Here is a 16,314-nt window from a genome sequence, read left to right as displayed (position 1 = left end):
ACCACTGTTTCAGGAGGGAAATGAATTTACTGAGGCCTAGAAAAAGGCTAACTAAAGAACATCAGTCATGGGAGGAGTAGAGGAATGGACTCTTATAAAGTAGCCAGACAGAGCATTCTAAAAGAGAAAGACTTAGCTGATTTCACTGGCGGTGCTTCACTTGAATTAATAAGAGCAGCGGAAGATAAGATAGGATTAAAATTCACTGGGGCCTACTTAGATTATTTAAAAACATTTGGAGCGGGTAATTTCGGAGCTCAAGAAATATATGGAATTTTAAATGATGAATTTGAAAATTCTTCAGTGCCAGATGCTATATGGTTTACCTTAACAGAAAGACGTGAAAGTAATTTACCAGCAAATCTGTTAGTTATTTATGACACTGGGAGTGATGAATTATTTTGTTTAGATTTTAATCAACTTGATAGTATCGGAGAACCTAAAGTTGTTTCTTTTATACCTGGAGTAGCTTTAGATAGCCAAACATATGAAACAACCGCTGAAAATTTTGGAGAGTTTTTATTAAAATTGATTAATGAAGAGATATAATTATTACATAGATAGATGGCAAGAAATGAGCTAGTTATCAATAACTTAAAGAAACTCCCCAACGATATAGTGAGATAAATATATGAATACGTTTGCAATCTATAAGGATAAAGTTTATCCCTTGAATATTCGCGATGGTAGTCTTAGGTTGAGAAGTAATATAAAAGAAGAAGGGTTTAAGCAATCTATTGATATTATGGGAAATGAACATAACGATCTCTTTATAAAGGAGCTAAGCGAAGAAGACGTTGAATTAGCTTTTGAAATTGAGGTAGTAGTGGTATTCAAAGGGGAAGAGTTTCAGTTGTTCACTGCGGTATCTCCTGATGATATCACTGTCAAGCTTATAAGTTTTAATCCAGAGCAGGCTAAACAATTCGATTTTGAAATTCATGAACCTTTTGTTTTCAAAAAAGAGATCTCGTTTGATGAGGTGGAAGAAATCATTGAAATTAGAAAACCAATATTAAAGTGGGAAGGTCAACCTGAAAGTAGAAGGATTATTCCGAAAGAGTCAGGTAAAGACTATTTTGGAAGGTGAATGAAATAGCGAACAGTGCCAGGCACTGTTCGCCATCCTATATTTAGTGGAATGGGGGGTTAATCTATTGGAAAAGAAAGAGTTTTGGAGTTTATTTAAAAAGTCCAGAGAATTTGATGATCAAGCGGAATGGTTAACAGAGGTACTTTCTCAAAAAGAACTAGAGGAGGTATTAGAATTTGAATTTTTATTTCAAAAATTGATGAATGCTAGTTATAGATCTCGTTTATGGGGAGCCGCTTATGTATTGATGGGTGGCTGTTCTGACGATGCTTTTGATTATTTTAGAGCATGGCTAATTGGACAGGGTGAAGAAGTTTATAACAAGGTAATGAAAGACCCAGAATTTTTAGCAGAATACATAAATGCAGATAACCTTGATGATGAAGCGTTTCCACAAAATGAAGAATTGCTCTCGGTTGGATTAGATGCCTACACATTTATAAAGACAGGTGATAGTGAATGGGATGACGATATTTATGATGAGCTACTAGAATCTCTAGAAAAAAAGGGGTTACAGCCTGTTGCTGACATAGAATTTGATTGGGAGGAAGATGATTTGGAACATTTATACCCTATTCTATGGGAAAGATTTGGTGAAGAACCACTGGGTTAACCTTTTATCATTAGACTGTTTTCATAAAAATTGTTGCTATTAATATTGCTATTAATATATAGAAGATTTATACATGGTATCATTAGATTTCATCTCCCGATCTACGGAGTTGTAATTTTTTATGTTGTCAATTAGACTCCACAGAGATTATTTAACATCAGTAAATAGTTATAGTAAACTCTGAGTGTTAGAAAAATAGAGGGAGGAATTAATTTGAAATTCTTTAGTGTTATTGTTGCGGGAACCCTTATTCTTGTGAGTTGTAACGGAGGTAGTTCCAATGGTGAAGAAGTCAAAGGAACTTTTAATAGCGAAGAAACTGAAGTTATTGAAAACGTAGAAGAAAGTGTTGATGAGGTCGTCATGACTGAAGAAGAAAAAATAAATTTCATAAACGAGTTTAAACCTGGACCAGAAGATGAAAATCCTTATAACATCTATGCGTTGTACGATTTCCATGTAACCGCAACCGAGGATGATTCGAAAGCAGAAGGGGAACGCCAACTTCAGGTTTATAGAAACTTTCAAGATAACATACATGAAATCGGATGGACTAACATTAACATCAACAACATTCCTTATACAGGAGGTGCAACAGAAGGAAAGGAAACTGAAATATTCGGAGTTGAAGAACTCCCCGCCTTTGTAGTGCTAGATGAAGATGGAGTTGCCTATATTGCATACGAAGTTAATGATGTTCTCAATTACGTTGGATATGAAGAACCGAACTAAAGAATAGATAAATGATCTTTTATTATCTCATTTTCCTTATGTTATTCAGGTCAAATTAAAAATAGCAGCTGAATAATTCAGCTGCTCAGATTGTTGAGAAACCCCCCTTATTTAGAAGGCGGGTTTCTCATTTATTTAGTTAGACATCTAAAAATACAAATGGAACAAGAGTCTAAAGAGGATCGCAAGCCACCTCACCCTCTAGTGAGGTGGTTTGCGATCTTCTTTATGTTCTGCGCTGTCGCAGTCATTAGCGCTTGTTCGCTCGCACCCTCTAAGCTGCGTAACCGGCAGTAGCGAAGCCCGTGGAGTTGTTTTGAATCCGCAAAGCTTCGCTCTATTGTTTCTTTTCTCATTTTGTAAATGGTCTTTCCTTCGGGTGAGAGGCGATTCTCTCGAACTTTCTCTTTCTTATCCTCCCATACATGACGGGTGATAACCTTCTTATGATTTTTAGATTTAGTACATTGAGAAAGCGACGGGCAATCTTTACAGATCTCTGGGTTGGAATGGTATTGCCGATATCCTTCACGATTTGTCGTTGCGTAGGTTAAAACTTGTGACTGAGGACAAATGTAAGTGTCTGTTTCATGATCAAACGTAAACTTCCATTTAGGTAGTAGTCCTTTTACGGTCGAAAATCTTCGGTGAGCAATGACACCCATAATGCCTCTTTGGTCAAGTCCATGACAAATAGGCATGGTTAAATACCCTGCATCAAGTCCAACAGCCTCTAGTTTAAAATCGAATCGAGTACATTGCCGATCTAATCGTTCCAAGTAAGGGCGAGAGTCATGAACATTGCCAGGAGTAACATAGACATCTGTAATAATATTGTATTTGTGGTCGGTCGTACGGTGATCTAAATAGAAGAACCCTTCAGGCTTTCCATCTCTAAACATATATCCGCTATCTTTATCCGTTGTACTCACTTTAATCTCTTTTTCCTCCACCTCCTTCTCCTTTTTGGGTAATGGCTTTTTTCCATGAGCTTTGCGATCGTCTTCGATTGCTTGATTTAACTCCTCTATGTATTCTCTTGTGTCAACTTGAACGGTTTCTTTTACAAATTTACGCTTGTTTGCATTCGCTTTTAAATGAGTCGAGTCTGTAAAAAGTAATCGACCACCAACCATACGGTGTTCCATTGCCAAAAGAACTACTTCATCGAAGATGTCTTGAAAGATCTTCGTCCCTTTAAAGCGTTTATGGCGATTAAAGCTAATTGTAGAATGGTGAGGAACAGAGTCCGTCAAGTTTAAACCTAGGAACCAGCGGTAAGCTACATTAGTTTGAATCTCTTTCTCCAACTGTCTTTCAGAGCGGATGCCAAAAAGGTATCCAACGAGCATCATTTTGAATAGCATGACAGGGTCAATGGGAGGACGCCCATTATCTTCGGAATAAAAAGACTTCACACGGTCATAGATGAAATTAAAATCAATCGTCGCATCAATTTTCCGTAAAAGATGATCTTCAGGAACCAGTTGATCAATAGATACCATCTCTAATTCAATTTGTTTTTCACGAATCGGACGTAACAATGTCATCACCTCAGCACATTTTTTCTATATATATTATATCTATCTGAATAATTGGTTTAAAGTATAAAAATAGGCTGTTGAGAAGACTTTCTCAACAGCCTGAGCAGCTGAATAATTCAGCTGCTTCTCTTTGATATATTTTCAGTAAAATTATAGAAAAGGATAGTAAACGAGAAAATAACCTATTAAAGTGATCATGCCAATGGTTGCTATGTAGATCCATTTATTATTTGCCTTTCTATAGAACCAATAGCCCAATATGATTAAACTAACCGAATTAAAAATAAGTTGGAACAAAAATGTATGATTGTTGTATAAATAGATACTCACACCAATGGTTTCAGCAGCTAACCCACTTACCGGTAATGCATATAACACATTACTCCATTTGTTTTCTTTATTCCAAAAGTAAAGTACATAACTAATAACACTGCATACTAAGGCAAACATAGTAAAGAAAATAAATAAACTCCATTGGAATCCTTCATTATCAAACATTGGAACAAAAAAGCCGAGTACATAATTCAAAAAGTAAAAACTAAAATTCATAGCAGTAAGGTATACAAAAACATTAATGGCCGCATTTATATTGGAAGAACTGAAATAGATAACTAGTGTTACGGTTACCATCCAAAAGCCAAATAATGTTGCTATGGAACTTAAACTCCATAAGTCATCATTTGGAAAGAAATCTGATAATCTAGTTATCATACCCGCAGCCAATCCAAACACGATATATAGCAGGTACGATTTAAACTGAACATGGTTTTCTTTCTTATACACTTCTCATACCATTTATTCTCTCCTTTGTTTTATGTAGAACAAATTCGTAAACAATTTCAAAAAATTCACATATATACTCATTATAGCTATTTTTTCATAAATGATCTATCTCCCTTTTAAGAGGAGTAAAGTGGTTATATCCCCGTAAAATGAACGAAGCTAAGCGGAATTAGACTTATTAAGCAATAAAATAAAAAATACTTTCGTTAAATTCCATATATTAGGTAAAACTTCAACGATCGTTAATGGTGTGTTATTTCCTGCAAACAGATAATGTTCAAAAAGGAGCATATCTGTGGGAAAACAAGGAAAAGATGCGTTAAGTGAATCGTTTGGAGTGATCATCCGTACAAAAAGAAATCGAGCCGGACTAACGATAGCAGAGTTAGCTTGGAGATCTGATTTAACAGAGACCTACATAAGTGAAATTGAAAATGGAAAACGAAATATCTCTCTAGACATTATCATGAAGCTCGCTGCATCGTTTGAACATGATGAACCTGGCAATCTCTTAAATGAAACTCCCAATGAAGTATACGAAGCCTTACGAGCACCAATCCAGCAGCGAATAGACGAAAGCAAGAAGTAGAGAAAATAGGTGCCCTCATCTATTTTCTCCTGACCAAACACCACATCCCCCAATACATCTACTACGTGACAAGGAAACCGTCACAATCCTACCAATGAACCTAAAAGGAGCGTTCCCCCATGAAACCATCTATCCTGCCGCATTATGATATTAACCGCCACACCCTTGCTATTATGCCTGCCTATCACACCGACTATGAAACGATTGTCTATGAGAATCATCAAATCTATTATGTAGCCGAATCAAGCATGTCGATTATCAAGCGAGCTTGCATTGAAGGCGGCGCCACCTATGACGGACGCAGAACGGCAGTAAGTGAAATCACAAGAGCTCAAAGTAAAGTGCCGATCCCGATTGATACGATGGATCAGATCTACACCTTCCCAACCCATTCACCCACAAAGCTCGAATGCTCCTGGCTTTTCTATCACCACATCCGCACTTTTATGCCGGACCCTGACCACCCTGCGAAAACAATCATTACTTTCCGCAACTCCATACAGTTAACAATCGATGCCACCTACGCAACCATCGAACGCCAAATCCAGCGCACTTCCTATTGCATTTTAAGACTCACATATAGACCATATAAAATAGAGCAGGTGATGAGGCAGATCGATTATTCACCAGTCCATTATTAATGAGCTAAAAAAATGCTGTTATTTGTAGAGATTTCATGTATGATGAAGATAGGAAATGAATGACAAACAGATTCCTTCACAAAACTCTCCAAGAAAAAAAGCGAACACTCACACAATCAACGACTCGACTCTTCACCCAAGACCCCTAAGAAGCAAAGCAAATTAAAGACTCAACCATCACATACTCCATTCCTAAAAACTTCATATAAACCATTCAACTGCCTGCTCAAAAACTCAAAATCAGCCACAACAACATTAAAAATCTCATCCACCAAATCCAACGACCCTTACTTGCGGCCAATAAGAATTGAATAAGCAAGCATGAAGAAAGGATAAATAACCTATGAAACCACAAAAAGAACATTCCGTCCGAGCCTATCAGCTGCTTTATGATCTAGAACACATCCTAAAGAAAATCATCGTCCTGACCCTCCCGCTTAAAATAAAACAAGACCCATCGTACTCCAACTTAGTCAATATCATCATCCTAAACAACCTCATCCCATTAACCCAAGTCCAACTCCAACACCTCACTCACACCAAAGTCACACGAAACAATGTCTGCCACATGCACCCAATCATCATCCAAGACCTCGACAACTTAAGAAGAGTTTACAGCCTAGCCGAAAAAGCCCTCATGAGACTCGAGCACAAACAAGAGATGCAGAGTGAGAGAAGACAGCGAGTGTATCGGAGGAAGGTAGATAATACGATGAGGTTTGGGTCGTAGTGAAGAATAGTATATAAAAGGAGAAGGGAGGTAGAAAATGTGGCAAAACATTCAGGAGGTAAAGTAGGAAAAGCAGGAAAAATATTGTCAGACCCTAAAACTTCCAAAACACAAAAAAGTAAAGCTGGTAAAACCTTAAGCAATCATAAAAAGAAAATGCATTAGAAAATAGTTTATAACCAGTACCATGTATTATATCTGTGCTAAAAGACGTAAAAGGCTAACTTCAATAATGAAGTTAGCCTTTTCTATTTAATTCAGAAAACTACTCTTTATACTTCCTCACCAGTCTGCACGTCACCCCTAACTCCTATCAACTGCTGGTGCAGCACACCCTCAACTAATATCATCGTTTCATACGCTGCCTTATAATCAAGAGTTTCAAAGTCAGTGTGCTCATGCAAGTAGCCTGCAGATAAGTTCACAGAGGGAATGCTATACTCAGCAAATACTCGAGCATCACTTGAGCCTCCAACAGTTACTTTCCAATCTTCCATACCTAATGACTGACCTGCTTTCTCAAAAAGCTCCCCGTACTCATCCGGGCAAAAAGAAGTGGAATAGTTTGATGTGACAATATCTCTTGTTCCTCTACGGTCAACGACAATCGCAGCATCGATATCAGAGATAAACTCTTGGTCAATCTCTCTAGCACCAACGCAGCCAATTTCTTCTTTAACGGTGAATGCGACTTTTAACGTACCATTAAAGTTTGTTTTAGAAATGCGGGATAAGACCTCTAAAACAACGGCAATCCCAGCCCGGTCATCTGCTCCTAGGACTCCATCTGAACTGGAGAGCACTGTTCCTTCTTCAATGATATACCGATCTTCACTAAACTCTTCAACTGTATCCATATGAGCTGAGAGTAAAACGGTTGGACCCTCACCGCAATTAAGGTAAGCAAGAAGATTGCCGGCACGGTCCATATACGTATAGTCGGTGATTTTATTTAATTGCTGGCGCAGGTGATTTCTAATCTTTCTTTCATTACCGCTTGCCCCTGAAATAGAGAGGAGGTCCATTACTTTAGACTTGAAGCCATCCGCCTCTAAGTGAATGATATTTGCAGGGTCTTTAACTAAAGCAAAGAAATGTTCTGAAACATCAAGCAGCTTTTGAACTTCTCCAGCTCGATACAAGAAGGTCGCTTTCTTGCCTTCAATTTTAATTCGTACATCTTTAGTGGCACAAGCTTTCAATAATCTAATTTCTTCTTTCTTTAGCAAACGAATGAAAGAGACATGAGCAGGCCTTTTGTTATGACCGTCACAGCAAAAACTTGTGTGCAACCCTAGTTCATTCAGCCAACGAACAATCCCGCGAATATAAGGATCCAGCTCGGCTAGAGGCAGCTCTTGTTCCCGTGGATCAACCGACATTTCACGGCCAACCCTTTCTACCTGTGTTGATGCATGGAGAAGTGCTTCCATCCATTTAGCCTCAGGGATTGGGTCCCCAGTTTGCCCCACATAATTTAGCGCCTGTTTCAGGAATGTACCGACCTTGCTACGCCCACCAATGACGTTAACCTCCAAATCTGACTCCATAAACCCATGACGTGCAAACAATGTTTCTTTTCTCATATTTACCAGCTCCTTCTGCTATGTTGAGATAAGTGTAGCAAGAACCTTGTGACAACACTGTCACAACGAAAGGAGGGGATGGTTATAGTAAAATAGAATTAGTACTTAAAAAAAAAAGAGTGGGGATCAACGGATGGGAAGATATTCGGAATATACCTTGGACGAATTATTAGATATAGAAGCAGACTGGTGGGATAGGGAGGATGAAACCAATCCCAAATGGATAAAAGAAGGCTTAAGCTTATTTCTTGCTTTATCAAAACTAGATAAAAAGAATAGTGGGTATATAGAAGTTAGAGCTTATTTGTCCATTCTACATGGTGAGTATTTGAAGATACAAGATCGATCATATGAGAGAGCAATCAAAGTGTTTCATCAAATTATTATGTTAGAGCCTGATAATGCACGCGCGAACTACAGACTTGGATTCCTATACTTTTACGAAGAAGAATGGACAAAATCGCTAGATTCTTTCTACCAGGCAGCCCATTCGAATCCTAACTTAACAAGAAAGAAGTTAACCGCAGAACAAATGGTAAAAGCTCATTACTACATACTAAAAAACAGTAAAATCATCACGCAAGCCTCACTCGATCAAATTGCTGATATGCCTTATAAACAACTAGAACAAAACGAGGAGCTAAAGCTGCTTCTAGATGAAATAAGAAACGGCATTGAGCCAAATGATGAAAAAAAGCCATACCAAATGATTTTAAATGGAGTAGAATACAGCAACATTTCAGAGGAAGAATACGAAAAGCACTCAGACATCGATCTGCCGATGTTTATATTCAACCAGATAAGCCTGAACGATACAGAAGTTTCATACCTAGGAAGAAGTGTATCAATACCAATAAAAAACGCAGCGATCCTAGAGTATTTAATGAAAAATCCCTCTGGAGTATCGAAACAAGACATCATCTCCAGACTTTCACAACAATCCAAAGATCCAGAAGCAGCATTAAGACAGATTATATCAAGGCTTCGTAGGAAATTAGCAAAATTAAACCCTGAGATTGAGTTTATTAAAACAATAGATGGAGGATACCTTTGGAGTGGAGGAGGGGAGTATCGGATGTTTAAGCATTTTAGGTGTGTGGGAACGGAATTGCAATTGGATTGAGATTGCTGTAAATAAAGACTAGGTAACCAAATAAAAGGAGTTTGTTAAACTGTTTATTGTTATAAGAACATATAAAAGGCGCCTGAGGCGTCATGTTGAATTTCACGTATGCTAAACATAGACTAATAAACAAGCTTTCCATCAAACTTAAAAGGCTACAGATTTAGTATGAAGCATTTACTACAAGAGTAGACCTTCCCTTCGTTTTTTGAATCTACAACAGCTTCAGTAATATTAGAGTTGCAGATATACCAATTATACATAGATGATTCTTCTTCCAATTTTAGGGCTTTTTTATTGTTCATTTTATATAGACATGTTGACGATAAGAAAATAGCAGTAATGTCTCTTTTCAATAATGGAATGAAAATATAGTAAGAAGATGTATTATTGTGATTTTTGCTCATCCTATTAGAAAGTATAAGGGACGATTTTGAGGCTTTTAATAAGCCATCAACATTCAAAGAGAAAGTTTGATGCTGGAATTTCCCCCGGAGGAAGTCTCTTTTTTATCCGAAGGGATTTAGTCTCATATAGTGAAAGAACCAAAATTATAATTAAATCTATCAAGATTAACATATCCTAGTCACTGATGTTTATAGACAGAATAATAACTAACCCCTTGGAGGGAGAGGAAATTTTTTATTATTTTGCTTTTCTATATGGGATTTTTTTAGAATGTTTGACAACCTCATTTGGGTAGTCTACTTAAGGGCTCTTCTGATAGCAGAAGTAAACTATAAATTTATTACTTGTTGGAAGAAATTGTGTAGTTTAGTAGAATAAATGTAAGAGGGCTCTAAATAAAAGATAATAAAGTATAAGAATAGAATATACACATTTAGAAAAGGGTGGCAAATATAAATGTTTGAAATTGAGGGTAAAGATATTAGTGAATTGAGTGACAGTGATTTAAGGTCGCTTATCGGACTACTTTGTGAGGCCGATCTTCGTTCTATGAAATTACCAACAGCAGGTGTTACATGGGGTGGTCACCAAAACGCGAAAGACGGAGGGATTGATGTACGAGTTGAATTAACGTCCTCAGTTCATAGTGACGGGTTTATTCCTCGGTCTAATACAGGTTATCAGGTTAAAAAGCCAGATATGCCTCGTAGTGCTATTTTTAAAGAGATGATGGTAAATGGTGAGCCGAAACAAGTTATTAAGAATTTAATAGCTTTAAATGGTGCATATATTATTGTAAGTAGTCAAGGGTCAACTGCTGACTCTGCTCTAAAAGATAGAAAAGATGCAATGCAGGAAGTGGTTGAAAACATTTCAAATACGTCTAATTTTAAGGTTGATTTTTACGATCGGGAACGAATAGCTGGATGGGTGCGAAACTTTCCAGCTCTAAGTATCTGGGTAAGGGAAAAAATCGGAAGGCCAATCCAGGGGTGGAGGACTTTTGGTAATTGGACTCGTTCTCCCGGGGGTCTTAAAGAAGAATACATCCTAGATGAACAAATACGTCTATATAGTAGTGGTAATTCCCACTACGACGGGTTGTCTGCTTTAGAAGGGCTAAATAAACTAAGGTCAATATTAGAAAGGCCAAAGTCGAATATTCGTTTAGTCGGCCTCTCAGGTGTTGGAAAAACTAGATTAGTACATGCCTTGTTTGATAATAGAATTGGTAACAACCCATTAAATCCTTCTACTGTTTTCTATACAGATATAAGTGATGGCCCTGATCCTGATCCATGTACCCTTGCTCAGCGTTTAGTAAATTTAAATAGTCATGCTACTCTTATTGTCGATAATTGCCCACCAGACTTACATAATCGTTTAGTAGCAGTAGGGGGAGAACCTAATAGTTTATTAAGCATCGTTACTGTTGAATATGATGTTCGGGAGGACCAACCTGAAGAAACTGAAGTTTTTCGCTTAGCGCCAGCATCTAAAGAGTTAATTAGTCATATTTTGGAGTTGCGCTTTTCTCATTTAAGTGAAGTAAATGCTAGGACTATAGCAGAATTTTCAGGAGGAAATGCACGTATTGCGATAGCTTTAGCCAATACTGTTAAAAGAGGAGAGAATCTTGCTGGGTTAAGAGATAATGTTCTTTTTAATAGATTGTTTGAACAAAGAAATGAACCCAATTTTCGTTTATTACAAGCTGCTGAAGTTTGTTCATTGGTTTACTCATTTGATAGTTCAATAAATGAAACAGATAGTAATGAGCTAAGTATATTAGGGTCATTAGTTGGAATGTCAACACAGCCAATATATGAAAATGTGAGTGAACTGATACGTCGTGATCTTGTGCAAAAGAGAAGCATATGGAGAGCAGTTCTGCCTCATGCAATAGCAAATAAGCTTGCACAAAGGGCTCTTGAAAATATACCTATTAATATTATCTGTAACACTTTTGAAAATGGAGAAAATGAAAGATTATTAAAATCTTTCTCAAGAAGGTTAAGCTTTCTACACGATTCTGAGGAAGCAAAAGAAATTTCAAATAGATGGCTGAAAGAAGGAGGGCTTTTGGGCAGTGTTAGTAATTTAAATGAGCTTGGTATTAGTCTTCTCAAAAACATTGCTCCAGTAAATCCAGAATTAGTTCTTTCTTCTATTGAAAAAGTTCTACTTTTAGAAGAAGTAAATATCTTCTTTTCTCGTGATAACCCAAAGTATATTGAGTTCACCAGGCTTCTTTGCTCTATTGCTTATGATAAAAATTACTTTGAGAAATCTGCTAGTTTACTTTGCCGGTTTGCACTATCTGAAAGGCCAAATGAAAATGTTAACTCAATTAGAAAAATGTTGAAGACACTATTCCATATTTACTTATCCGGTACAAAAGCTACTCCTGAACAAAGACTGAATGTAATTGACAAATTGGTAACATCTAAATTTCATGACGAGATGGAACTTGGTCTTTTATTGTTAGGGGCTGCACTTAAAACTGATAATTTTATTTCCGATCATTATTTTGAGTTTGGAGCGCACTCTAGAGATTATGGACTTCAACCTACTACTATGAAGGAAATACAGCATTGGTATAAGGTTTTTATCCAATATTCTTTAAAACTTATTATGAATCAAAGTCCAGTTTCAAATAAAGTAAAAGTAATTCTCGGGAGGAAATTTGGTAGGTTATGGCTTAAAACACGTTTGTATGATGAACTTGAACTTTGTGCAAATAAAATATCTGAAAAAGGTTTTTGGGGTGAAGCATGGGTAGCTGTTAAATCTATTAAGAAACGGAACCAAGAAGCTTTGGATTCAAGTATTGAATCTCGCTTAGATGAATTAGATAAAATTCTAAAACCAACAAGTTTAATTGAACATGTAAGACTTTATATTTTATCTGAAGATTCTTTTGCTTTAGTCGATACCTTTGATGGAAAAAATAGTGATGATGAAGATATTAAAATTGAGGAAAATGCAAAATCTTTAGGTATCGAAGTTGGATCCAATCAAGAGATCTTAAAGGAATTATTGCCTGATATATTATGCTGTAAAAATTGGGTAATGTTTAATTTTGGACAAGGATTGGCAGAGGGATCATTGAGCTCTGACTTAATCTGGGAGGAATTTATAAGCCAATTAACTACTCTAGAAAGAACAACTATAAACTATCAAGTAATTCGTGGTTTTTTAAGTGCACTATCAAAGAATAACCCCAATCATTGTAACAGAATTTTAGATGATGCTTTGACGAACAAAATTACAGCGGAAGTATTTCCTTTGTTACAGACAAGTATTGAAATTGATGAAAGTGGTGTGCAAAGGTTAATTGAATCTCTTGAAAGTGGTTCCTCACATATTTGGCAATATAGTAATTTAGCATATGGAAGAGTGCACGAAACTATTAATGATGGTGACTTTTATAAAATGATAAAATTAATCTCTTCCCAATCTAATGGTTTAGAAGTAGCAAATAAAATACTTCATATGAGAATTCATGGACAAAAAAAGAATGAGCAACATAATAAAACAATAATTGGATTAGGTCAAAAGTTGCTTTCTATGTATGAATTTCAAAGAAAGACTTCCAGAAACGACAGAAGTGATTATGAACTATCAAGTATTATTAAAGCTAGTTTTGTTCCTAATGCTGCCAAAGAGAATGCGAAAAACCTAGGCGAAAAGTTAATAAAGGGTTTTAATAATTATGATATTTACTCTTGGGACTATATTCAAGTATTAGAAGCACTAGCAGCCACCCAACCAATAGCTTTTCTTGAGACATTTCTAGAAAGTAATGAAGGTAGAGAAATAGATAGGCTATTTCTTGATGAGATACGTACCAGGGCGAATCCAATTTCTAAAATTAATGAGGAAGTTATTATTGAATGGTGCGAAGCTAATCCTAAAACAAGATACTTATCATTAGCGAGAATAATTATGCCTTATTGCACTTGTAAAAGGGATAATATTTTACAGTGGACGCCTTTAGCAATGAAGATCATTGATATGTCCAATGAACCTATCAAAATATTAGATATTTTTAAGTATTCTTTTTTTCCAAGGTCCTGGAGCGGGTCTCTAGCAGCAGAAATGGAAAGACGCTTGCCTTTAATTTATGAGTTAAAGGAACATCAGGATGAGTCTGTGACAAATTGGGCGGCCAAACAACAGGTAGTATTAGAGGGTTCAATCAGACAAGAACGTGAGAAGGAGTTAAACGAGGAAAGAAGGAGAAACGAGCGTTTTGAATAGTGTCAAGTGGTTCATATAATTTGAGGTTTCAAATATAAGGGAATTAATATAAAATAATGTTAAAAAGGAAGGAGCGATTAATTTGCTAGAGTGGGATCAACTTTTAAACACAGATAGACAAAGAGAATCGTTAGGTAAAAGCTTACCACATAGAAATGAGTTTGATAAAGATTATGAAAGAATTATATATTCCTCTTCATTAAGAAGACTTCAGGATAAAGCTCAAGTATTTCCATTACAAAATAATGATTTTATTCGTACTAGACTCACTCATTCACTTGAAGTAGCCTCTTTAGGACGATCTTTAGCTTGGAATATAGGTAGTTGGCTAATAGAAGAAGGGATATTCGAAAACTTTTATAGAGCAAAAGAATTAGCTTCTCTAGTTGAGGTATCATGCTTGGTACATGACTTAGGAAACCCACCTTTTGGCCATTATGGTGAAGATATTATTAGAAAGTGGTTTGAAAATTGGTTTGATAAAGATTCTTTCATAATTGCACAAGAAAGGTTTGGGGAACTTAATGAGCAACAAAAAAATGACTTTATGTATTTTGAGGGAAATTCACAGGCAATAAGGATTTTATCTAAGTTACAATTTTTAAATGACCCATTTGGTGCTAATTTCACATACGGAACGTTAGCAACGTTAATGAAATATCCATGGGCATCAAATGATGAAAATGTAATTAAAAAAGGAAAGAAAAAATTCGGTTATTTCTATGCTGAGAATGATTTATTTGAAAAAATATCTGAGAAGGTGGGAATTGGAAAATGTAGACATCCTGCTACCTTCATATTAGAGGCTGCAGATGATATAGCTTATTTAACTGCAGATATAGAAGATGCAGTTAAAAAAGGTGTTTTTAATTGGGAGGAAGAATATTTAAAAATAAAGGAAAAATTTAGCGATAAATATGATTCTGCATTTAAAAATCTAGAGGAGTACAGGCAACAAGCAATTAAAAATAAAGTTCCTAATAAAAGCCTTATAGATGTACAAAATTTTAAAGTTTCTATTCAAGGTATTATGATTTTTGCAGTAGTAGAGTGTTTTAAATCCAATTATGATCAAATAATGAGTGGTAGTTTTAAAGGAGATTTATTAACTCATTCATCTGCAAAAGAGTTAGCTGATGAATTAAGAAATTTAGCTTTTAAATATGTATATCCAAATAAGGAAGTTTTAACATTAGAATTAGTTGGGGATAGAGTATTATCTGATCTATTATCGTTATTTGTAGAAGCGGTTACTAATGTTAACAAATTAGAAAGCTCAAAAACCAAGCATGAAAAATTAGTTCATATTATATCAGAAAATTTCAGACACATTCAGCGGTTTTCTAATGAAGGAAAACTTGAAGTGGACTTTTCAGAATTAACATTATACAATAGATTATTATTAGTTACTGACTTTATTTCTGGTATGACTGATGGTTATGCTGTTAATTTACACCAAGAACTATTGGGAATAAAGCTACCGTAAAGGAGAGTTGGAGATGAGTAAACTTGAAAACAATATAAAAAATGATTTATTAAGTTTGCTTGGAAAATACTCAGAAACTCTAGAATTCGTTGAAAGGTTATCTGAAACAGGAGAACTATTATTTTTTGGAGGAGCTGTTCGTGATATTTTTATCAAAAATGAACAGTATCCCAGAGATTTTGATATTGCTGTAAAGTTTAAAGATGAATTAGAATTTAACAAAATTATAAAAAATTATGAATATAAAAAAAATAGATTTGGTGGATATAAAATTAAAGTTTCTGGAATAGATTTTGATATTTGGGACTTAAATAATACTTGGGCATTTAAAAATACTGAATTAAAACCAAGTGAAGAAAACTTAGCAAAATCTGTTTATCTAAATATAGATGGTGTAGTATATAACTTTAATTCTAATAGCTTGTATGCAGATTTATTACGGGATTCTCTAATAAAGGCAGAATTAGATATTAGCTTAGAGAAAAACCCGCATGTAGAGCTTAATTTGTTACGAGCTTTAGTTTTTAAAAAGAAATATAATATGAATATGTCAAATAAATTAAAGAGAGTTTTTAGGTTTTATTTAGATTCATTAAAGGAAGAAAAGTTAATTAGTAATTTGTTAGAAGTGCAAATCACACATTATAAAACTGAGAAAATTTCTGAGCCGGAAATTAAGAAAGAATTACAATTTATATAAAAAATTATTAGTATCTTTAATAG

General features: G+C 35.5%; 14 protein-coding genes. 11 read left to right on the top strand and 3 right to left on the bottom strand.

The features are described 5' to 3' along the window. The first annotated feature begins 84 nt into the window (after nucleotides 1–84). The 4 genes from BPOF4_RS09170 to BPOF4_RS09155 all read left to right on the top strand — a co-directional run bounded on the left by BPOF4_RS09170 (nucleotide 85) and on the right by BPOF4_RS09155 (nucleotide 2,438). Nucleotides 85–549, top strand: a complete 465-nt coding sequence (locus BPOF4_RS09170) for an SMI1/KNR4 family protein (RefSeq protein ID WP_012958856.1) — start codon at nucleotides 85–87, stop codon at nucleotides 547–549. 82 nt (nucleotides 550–631) lie between these two features. Further along, complete coding sequence (locus BPOF4_RS09165) at nucleotides 632–1,090, top strand: hypothetical protein (protein ID WP_012958855.1); 459 nt, start codon at nucleotides 632–634, stop codon at nucleotides 1,088–1,090. A gap of 67 nt (nucleotides 1,091–1,157) precedes the next feature. After that, on the top strand, nucleotides 1,158–1,706 hold the full coding sequence (locus BPOF4_RS09160; protein WP_012958854.1) for a DUF4240 domain-containing protein: 549 nt from the start codon (nucleotides 1,158–1,160) through the stop codon (nucleotides 1,704–1,706). Between the two features lie 213 nt (nucleotides 1,707–1,919). Continuing rightward, on the top strand, nucleotides 1,920–2,438 hold the full coding sequence (locus BPOF4_RS09155) for a hypothetical protein (RefSeq protein WP_012958853.1): 519 nt from the start codon (nucleotides 1,920–1,922) through the stop codon (nucleotides 2,436–2,438). A gap of 194 nt (nucleotides 2,439–2,632) precedes the next feature. On the opposite strand, the gene BPOF4_RS09150 is transcribed toward BPOF4_RS09155, so the two are convergent. Both BPOF4_RS09150 and BPOF4_RS09145 read right to left on the bottom strand, forming a co-directional pair. Then, nucleotides 2,633–3,982 (bottom strand): IS1182-like element ISBspe1 family transposase, encoded by a 1,350-nt coding sequence (locus BPOF4_RS09150; RefSeq protein WP_012958852.1) that lies wholly within the window; start codon nucleotides 3,980–3,982, stop codon nucleotides 2,633–2,635. A gap of 150 nt (nucleotides 3,983–4,132) precedes the next feature. Then, nucleotides 4,133–4,765, bottom strand: a complete 633-nt coding sequence (locus BPOF4_RS09145; protein ID WP_012958851.1) for a hypothetical protein — start codon at nucleotides 4,763–4,765, stop codon at nucleotides 4,133–4,135. A gap of 295 nt (nucleotides 4,766–5,060) precedes the next feature. Between BPOF4_RS09145 and BPOF4_RS09140 the strand changes: the two genes are divergently transcribed. From BPOF4_RS09140 to BPOF4_RS22790, 3 genes are all read left to right on the top strand, one after another. Continuing rightward, nucleotides 5,061–5,354 (top strand): helix-turn-helix domain-containing protein, encoded by a 294-nt coding sequence (locus tag BPOF4_RS09140; RefSeq protein WP_012958850.1) that lies wholly within the window; start codon nucleotides 5,061–5,063, stop codon nucleotides 5,352–5,354. A 119-nt stretch (nucleotides 5,355–5,473) separates the two neighbouring features. Then, nucleotides 5,474–5,995: a competence protein ComK gene (locus tag BPOF4_RS09135; RefSeq protein ID WP_012958849.1), complete on the top strand. Its 522-nt coding sequence runs from the start codon at nucleotides 5,474–5,476 to the stop codon at nucleotides 5,993–5,995. Between the two features lie 769 nt (nucleotides 5,996–6,764). Continuing rightward, the gene (locus BPOF4_RS22790; RefSeq protein WP_012958847.1) at nucleotides 6,765–6,890 is read left to right on the top strand and encodes a hypothetical protein; all 126 of its coding nucleotides are present in this window, start codon (nucleotides 6,765–6,767) and stop codon (nucleotides 6,888–6,890) included. 107 nt (nucleotides 6,891–6,997) lie between these two features. On the opposite strand, the gene BPOF4_RS09125 is transcribed toward BPOF4_RS22790, so the two are convergent. Continuing rightward, complete coding sequence (locus tag BPOF4_RS09125) at nucleotides 6,998–8,311, bottom strand: M20/M25/M40 family metallo-hydrolase (protein ID WP_012958846.1); 1,314 nt, start codon at nucleotides 8,309–8,311, stop codon at nucleotides 6,998–7,000. A 133-nt stretch (nucleotides 8,312–8,444) separates the two neighbouring features. Here BPOF4_RS09125 and BPOF4_RS09120 point away from each other — a divergent pair, with 133 nt between their 5' ends. The 4 genes from BPOF4_RS09120 to BPOF4_RS09105 all read left to right on the top strand — a co-directional run bounded on the left by BPOF4_RS09120 (nucleotide 8,445) and on the right by BPOF4_RS09105 (nucleotide 16,291). Continuing rightward, nucleotides 8,445–9,434: a winged helix-turn-helix domain-containing protein gene (locus BPOF4_RS09120; protein WP_012958845.1), complete on the top strand. Its 990-nt coding sequence runs from the start codon at nucleotides 8,445–8,447 to the stop codon at nucleotides 9,432–9,434. A gap of 864 nt (nucleotides 9,435–10,298) precedes the next feature. Continuing rightward, complete coding sequence (locus BPOF4_RS09115) at nucleotides 10,299–14,105, top strand: ATP-binding protein (protein ID WP_012958844.1); 3,807 nt, start codon at nucleotides 10,299–10,301, stop codon at nucleotides 14,103–14,105. 82 nt (nucleotides 14,106–14,187) lie between these two features. Then, a complete protein-coding gene (locus BPOF4_RS09110) occupies nucleotides 14,188–15,591 on the top strand; it encodes a deoxyguanosinetriphosphate triphosphohydrolase (protein ID WP_012958843.1) in 1,404 nt (467 codons plus the stop codon). A 13-nt stretch (nucleotides 15,592–15,604) separates the two neighbouring features. Continuing rightward, nucleotides 15,605–16,291 carry a nucleotidyltransferase family protein gene (locus BPOF4_RS09105; protein ID WP_012958842.1) on the top strand — a complete coding sequence of 229 codons (687 nt, stop codon included), beginning with the start codon at nucleotides 15,605–15,607 and terminating at the stop codon, nucleotides 16,289–16,291. The last annotated feature ends 23 nt before the right edge of the window (nucleotides 16,292–16,314 follow it).

The sequence above is a fragment of the Alkalihalophilus pseudofirmus OF4 genome (genome assembly GCF_000005825.2).
GTDB lineage: Bacteria > Bacillota > Bacilli > Bacillales > Bacillaceae_D > Alkalihalophilus > Alkalihalophilus pseudofirmus.
The sequence above is the reverse complement of the archived record's forward strand: the minus strand, read 5'-3'. Positions and strand labels throughout refer to the sequence as shown.

Bases quoted from the DNA above. Each gene is read 5' to 3' on its own strand.
- BPOF4_RS09165 (WP_012958855.1), top strand. From the start codon at position 632: ATGAATACGTTTGCAATCTATAAGGATAAAGTTTATCCCTTGAATATT.
- BPOF4_RS09105 (WP_012958842.1), top strand. From the start codon at position 15,605: ATGAGTAAACTTGAAAACAATATAAAAAATGATTTATTAAGTTTGCTT.
- BPOF4_RS09135 (WP_012958849.1), top strand. From the start codon at position 5,474: ATGAAACCATCTATCCTGCCGCATTATGATATTAACCGCCACACCCTT.
- BPOF4_RS09170 (WP_012958856.1), top strand. From the start codon at position 85: ATGGACTCTTATAAAGTAGCCAGACAGAGCATTCTAAAAGAGAAAGAC.
- BPOF4_RS09115 (WP_012958844.1), top strand. From the start codon at position 10,299: ATGTTTGAAATTGAGGGTAAAGATATTAGTGAATTGAGTGACAGTGAT.
- BPOF4_RS09120 (WP_012958845.1), top strand. From the start codon at position 8,445: ATGGGAAGATATTCGGAATATACCTTGGACGAATTATTAGATATAGAA.
- BPOF4_RS09125 (WP_012958846.1), bottom strand. From the start codon at position 8,311: ATGAGAAAAGAAACATTGTTTGCACGTCATGGGTTTATGGAGTCAGAT.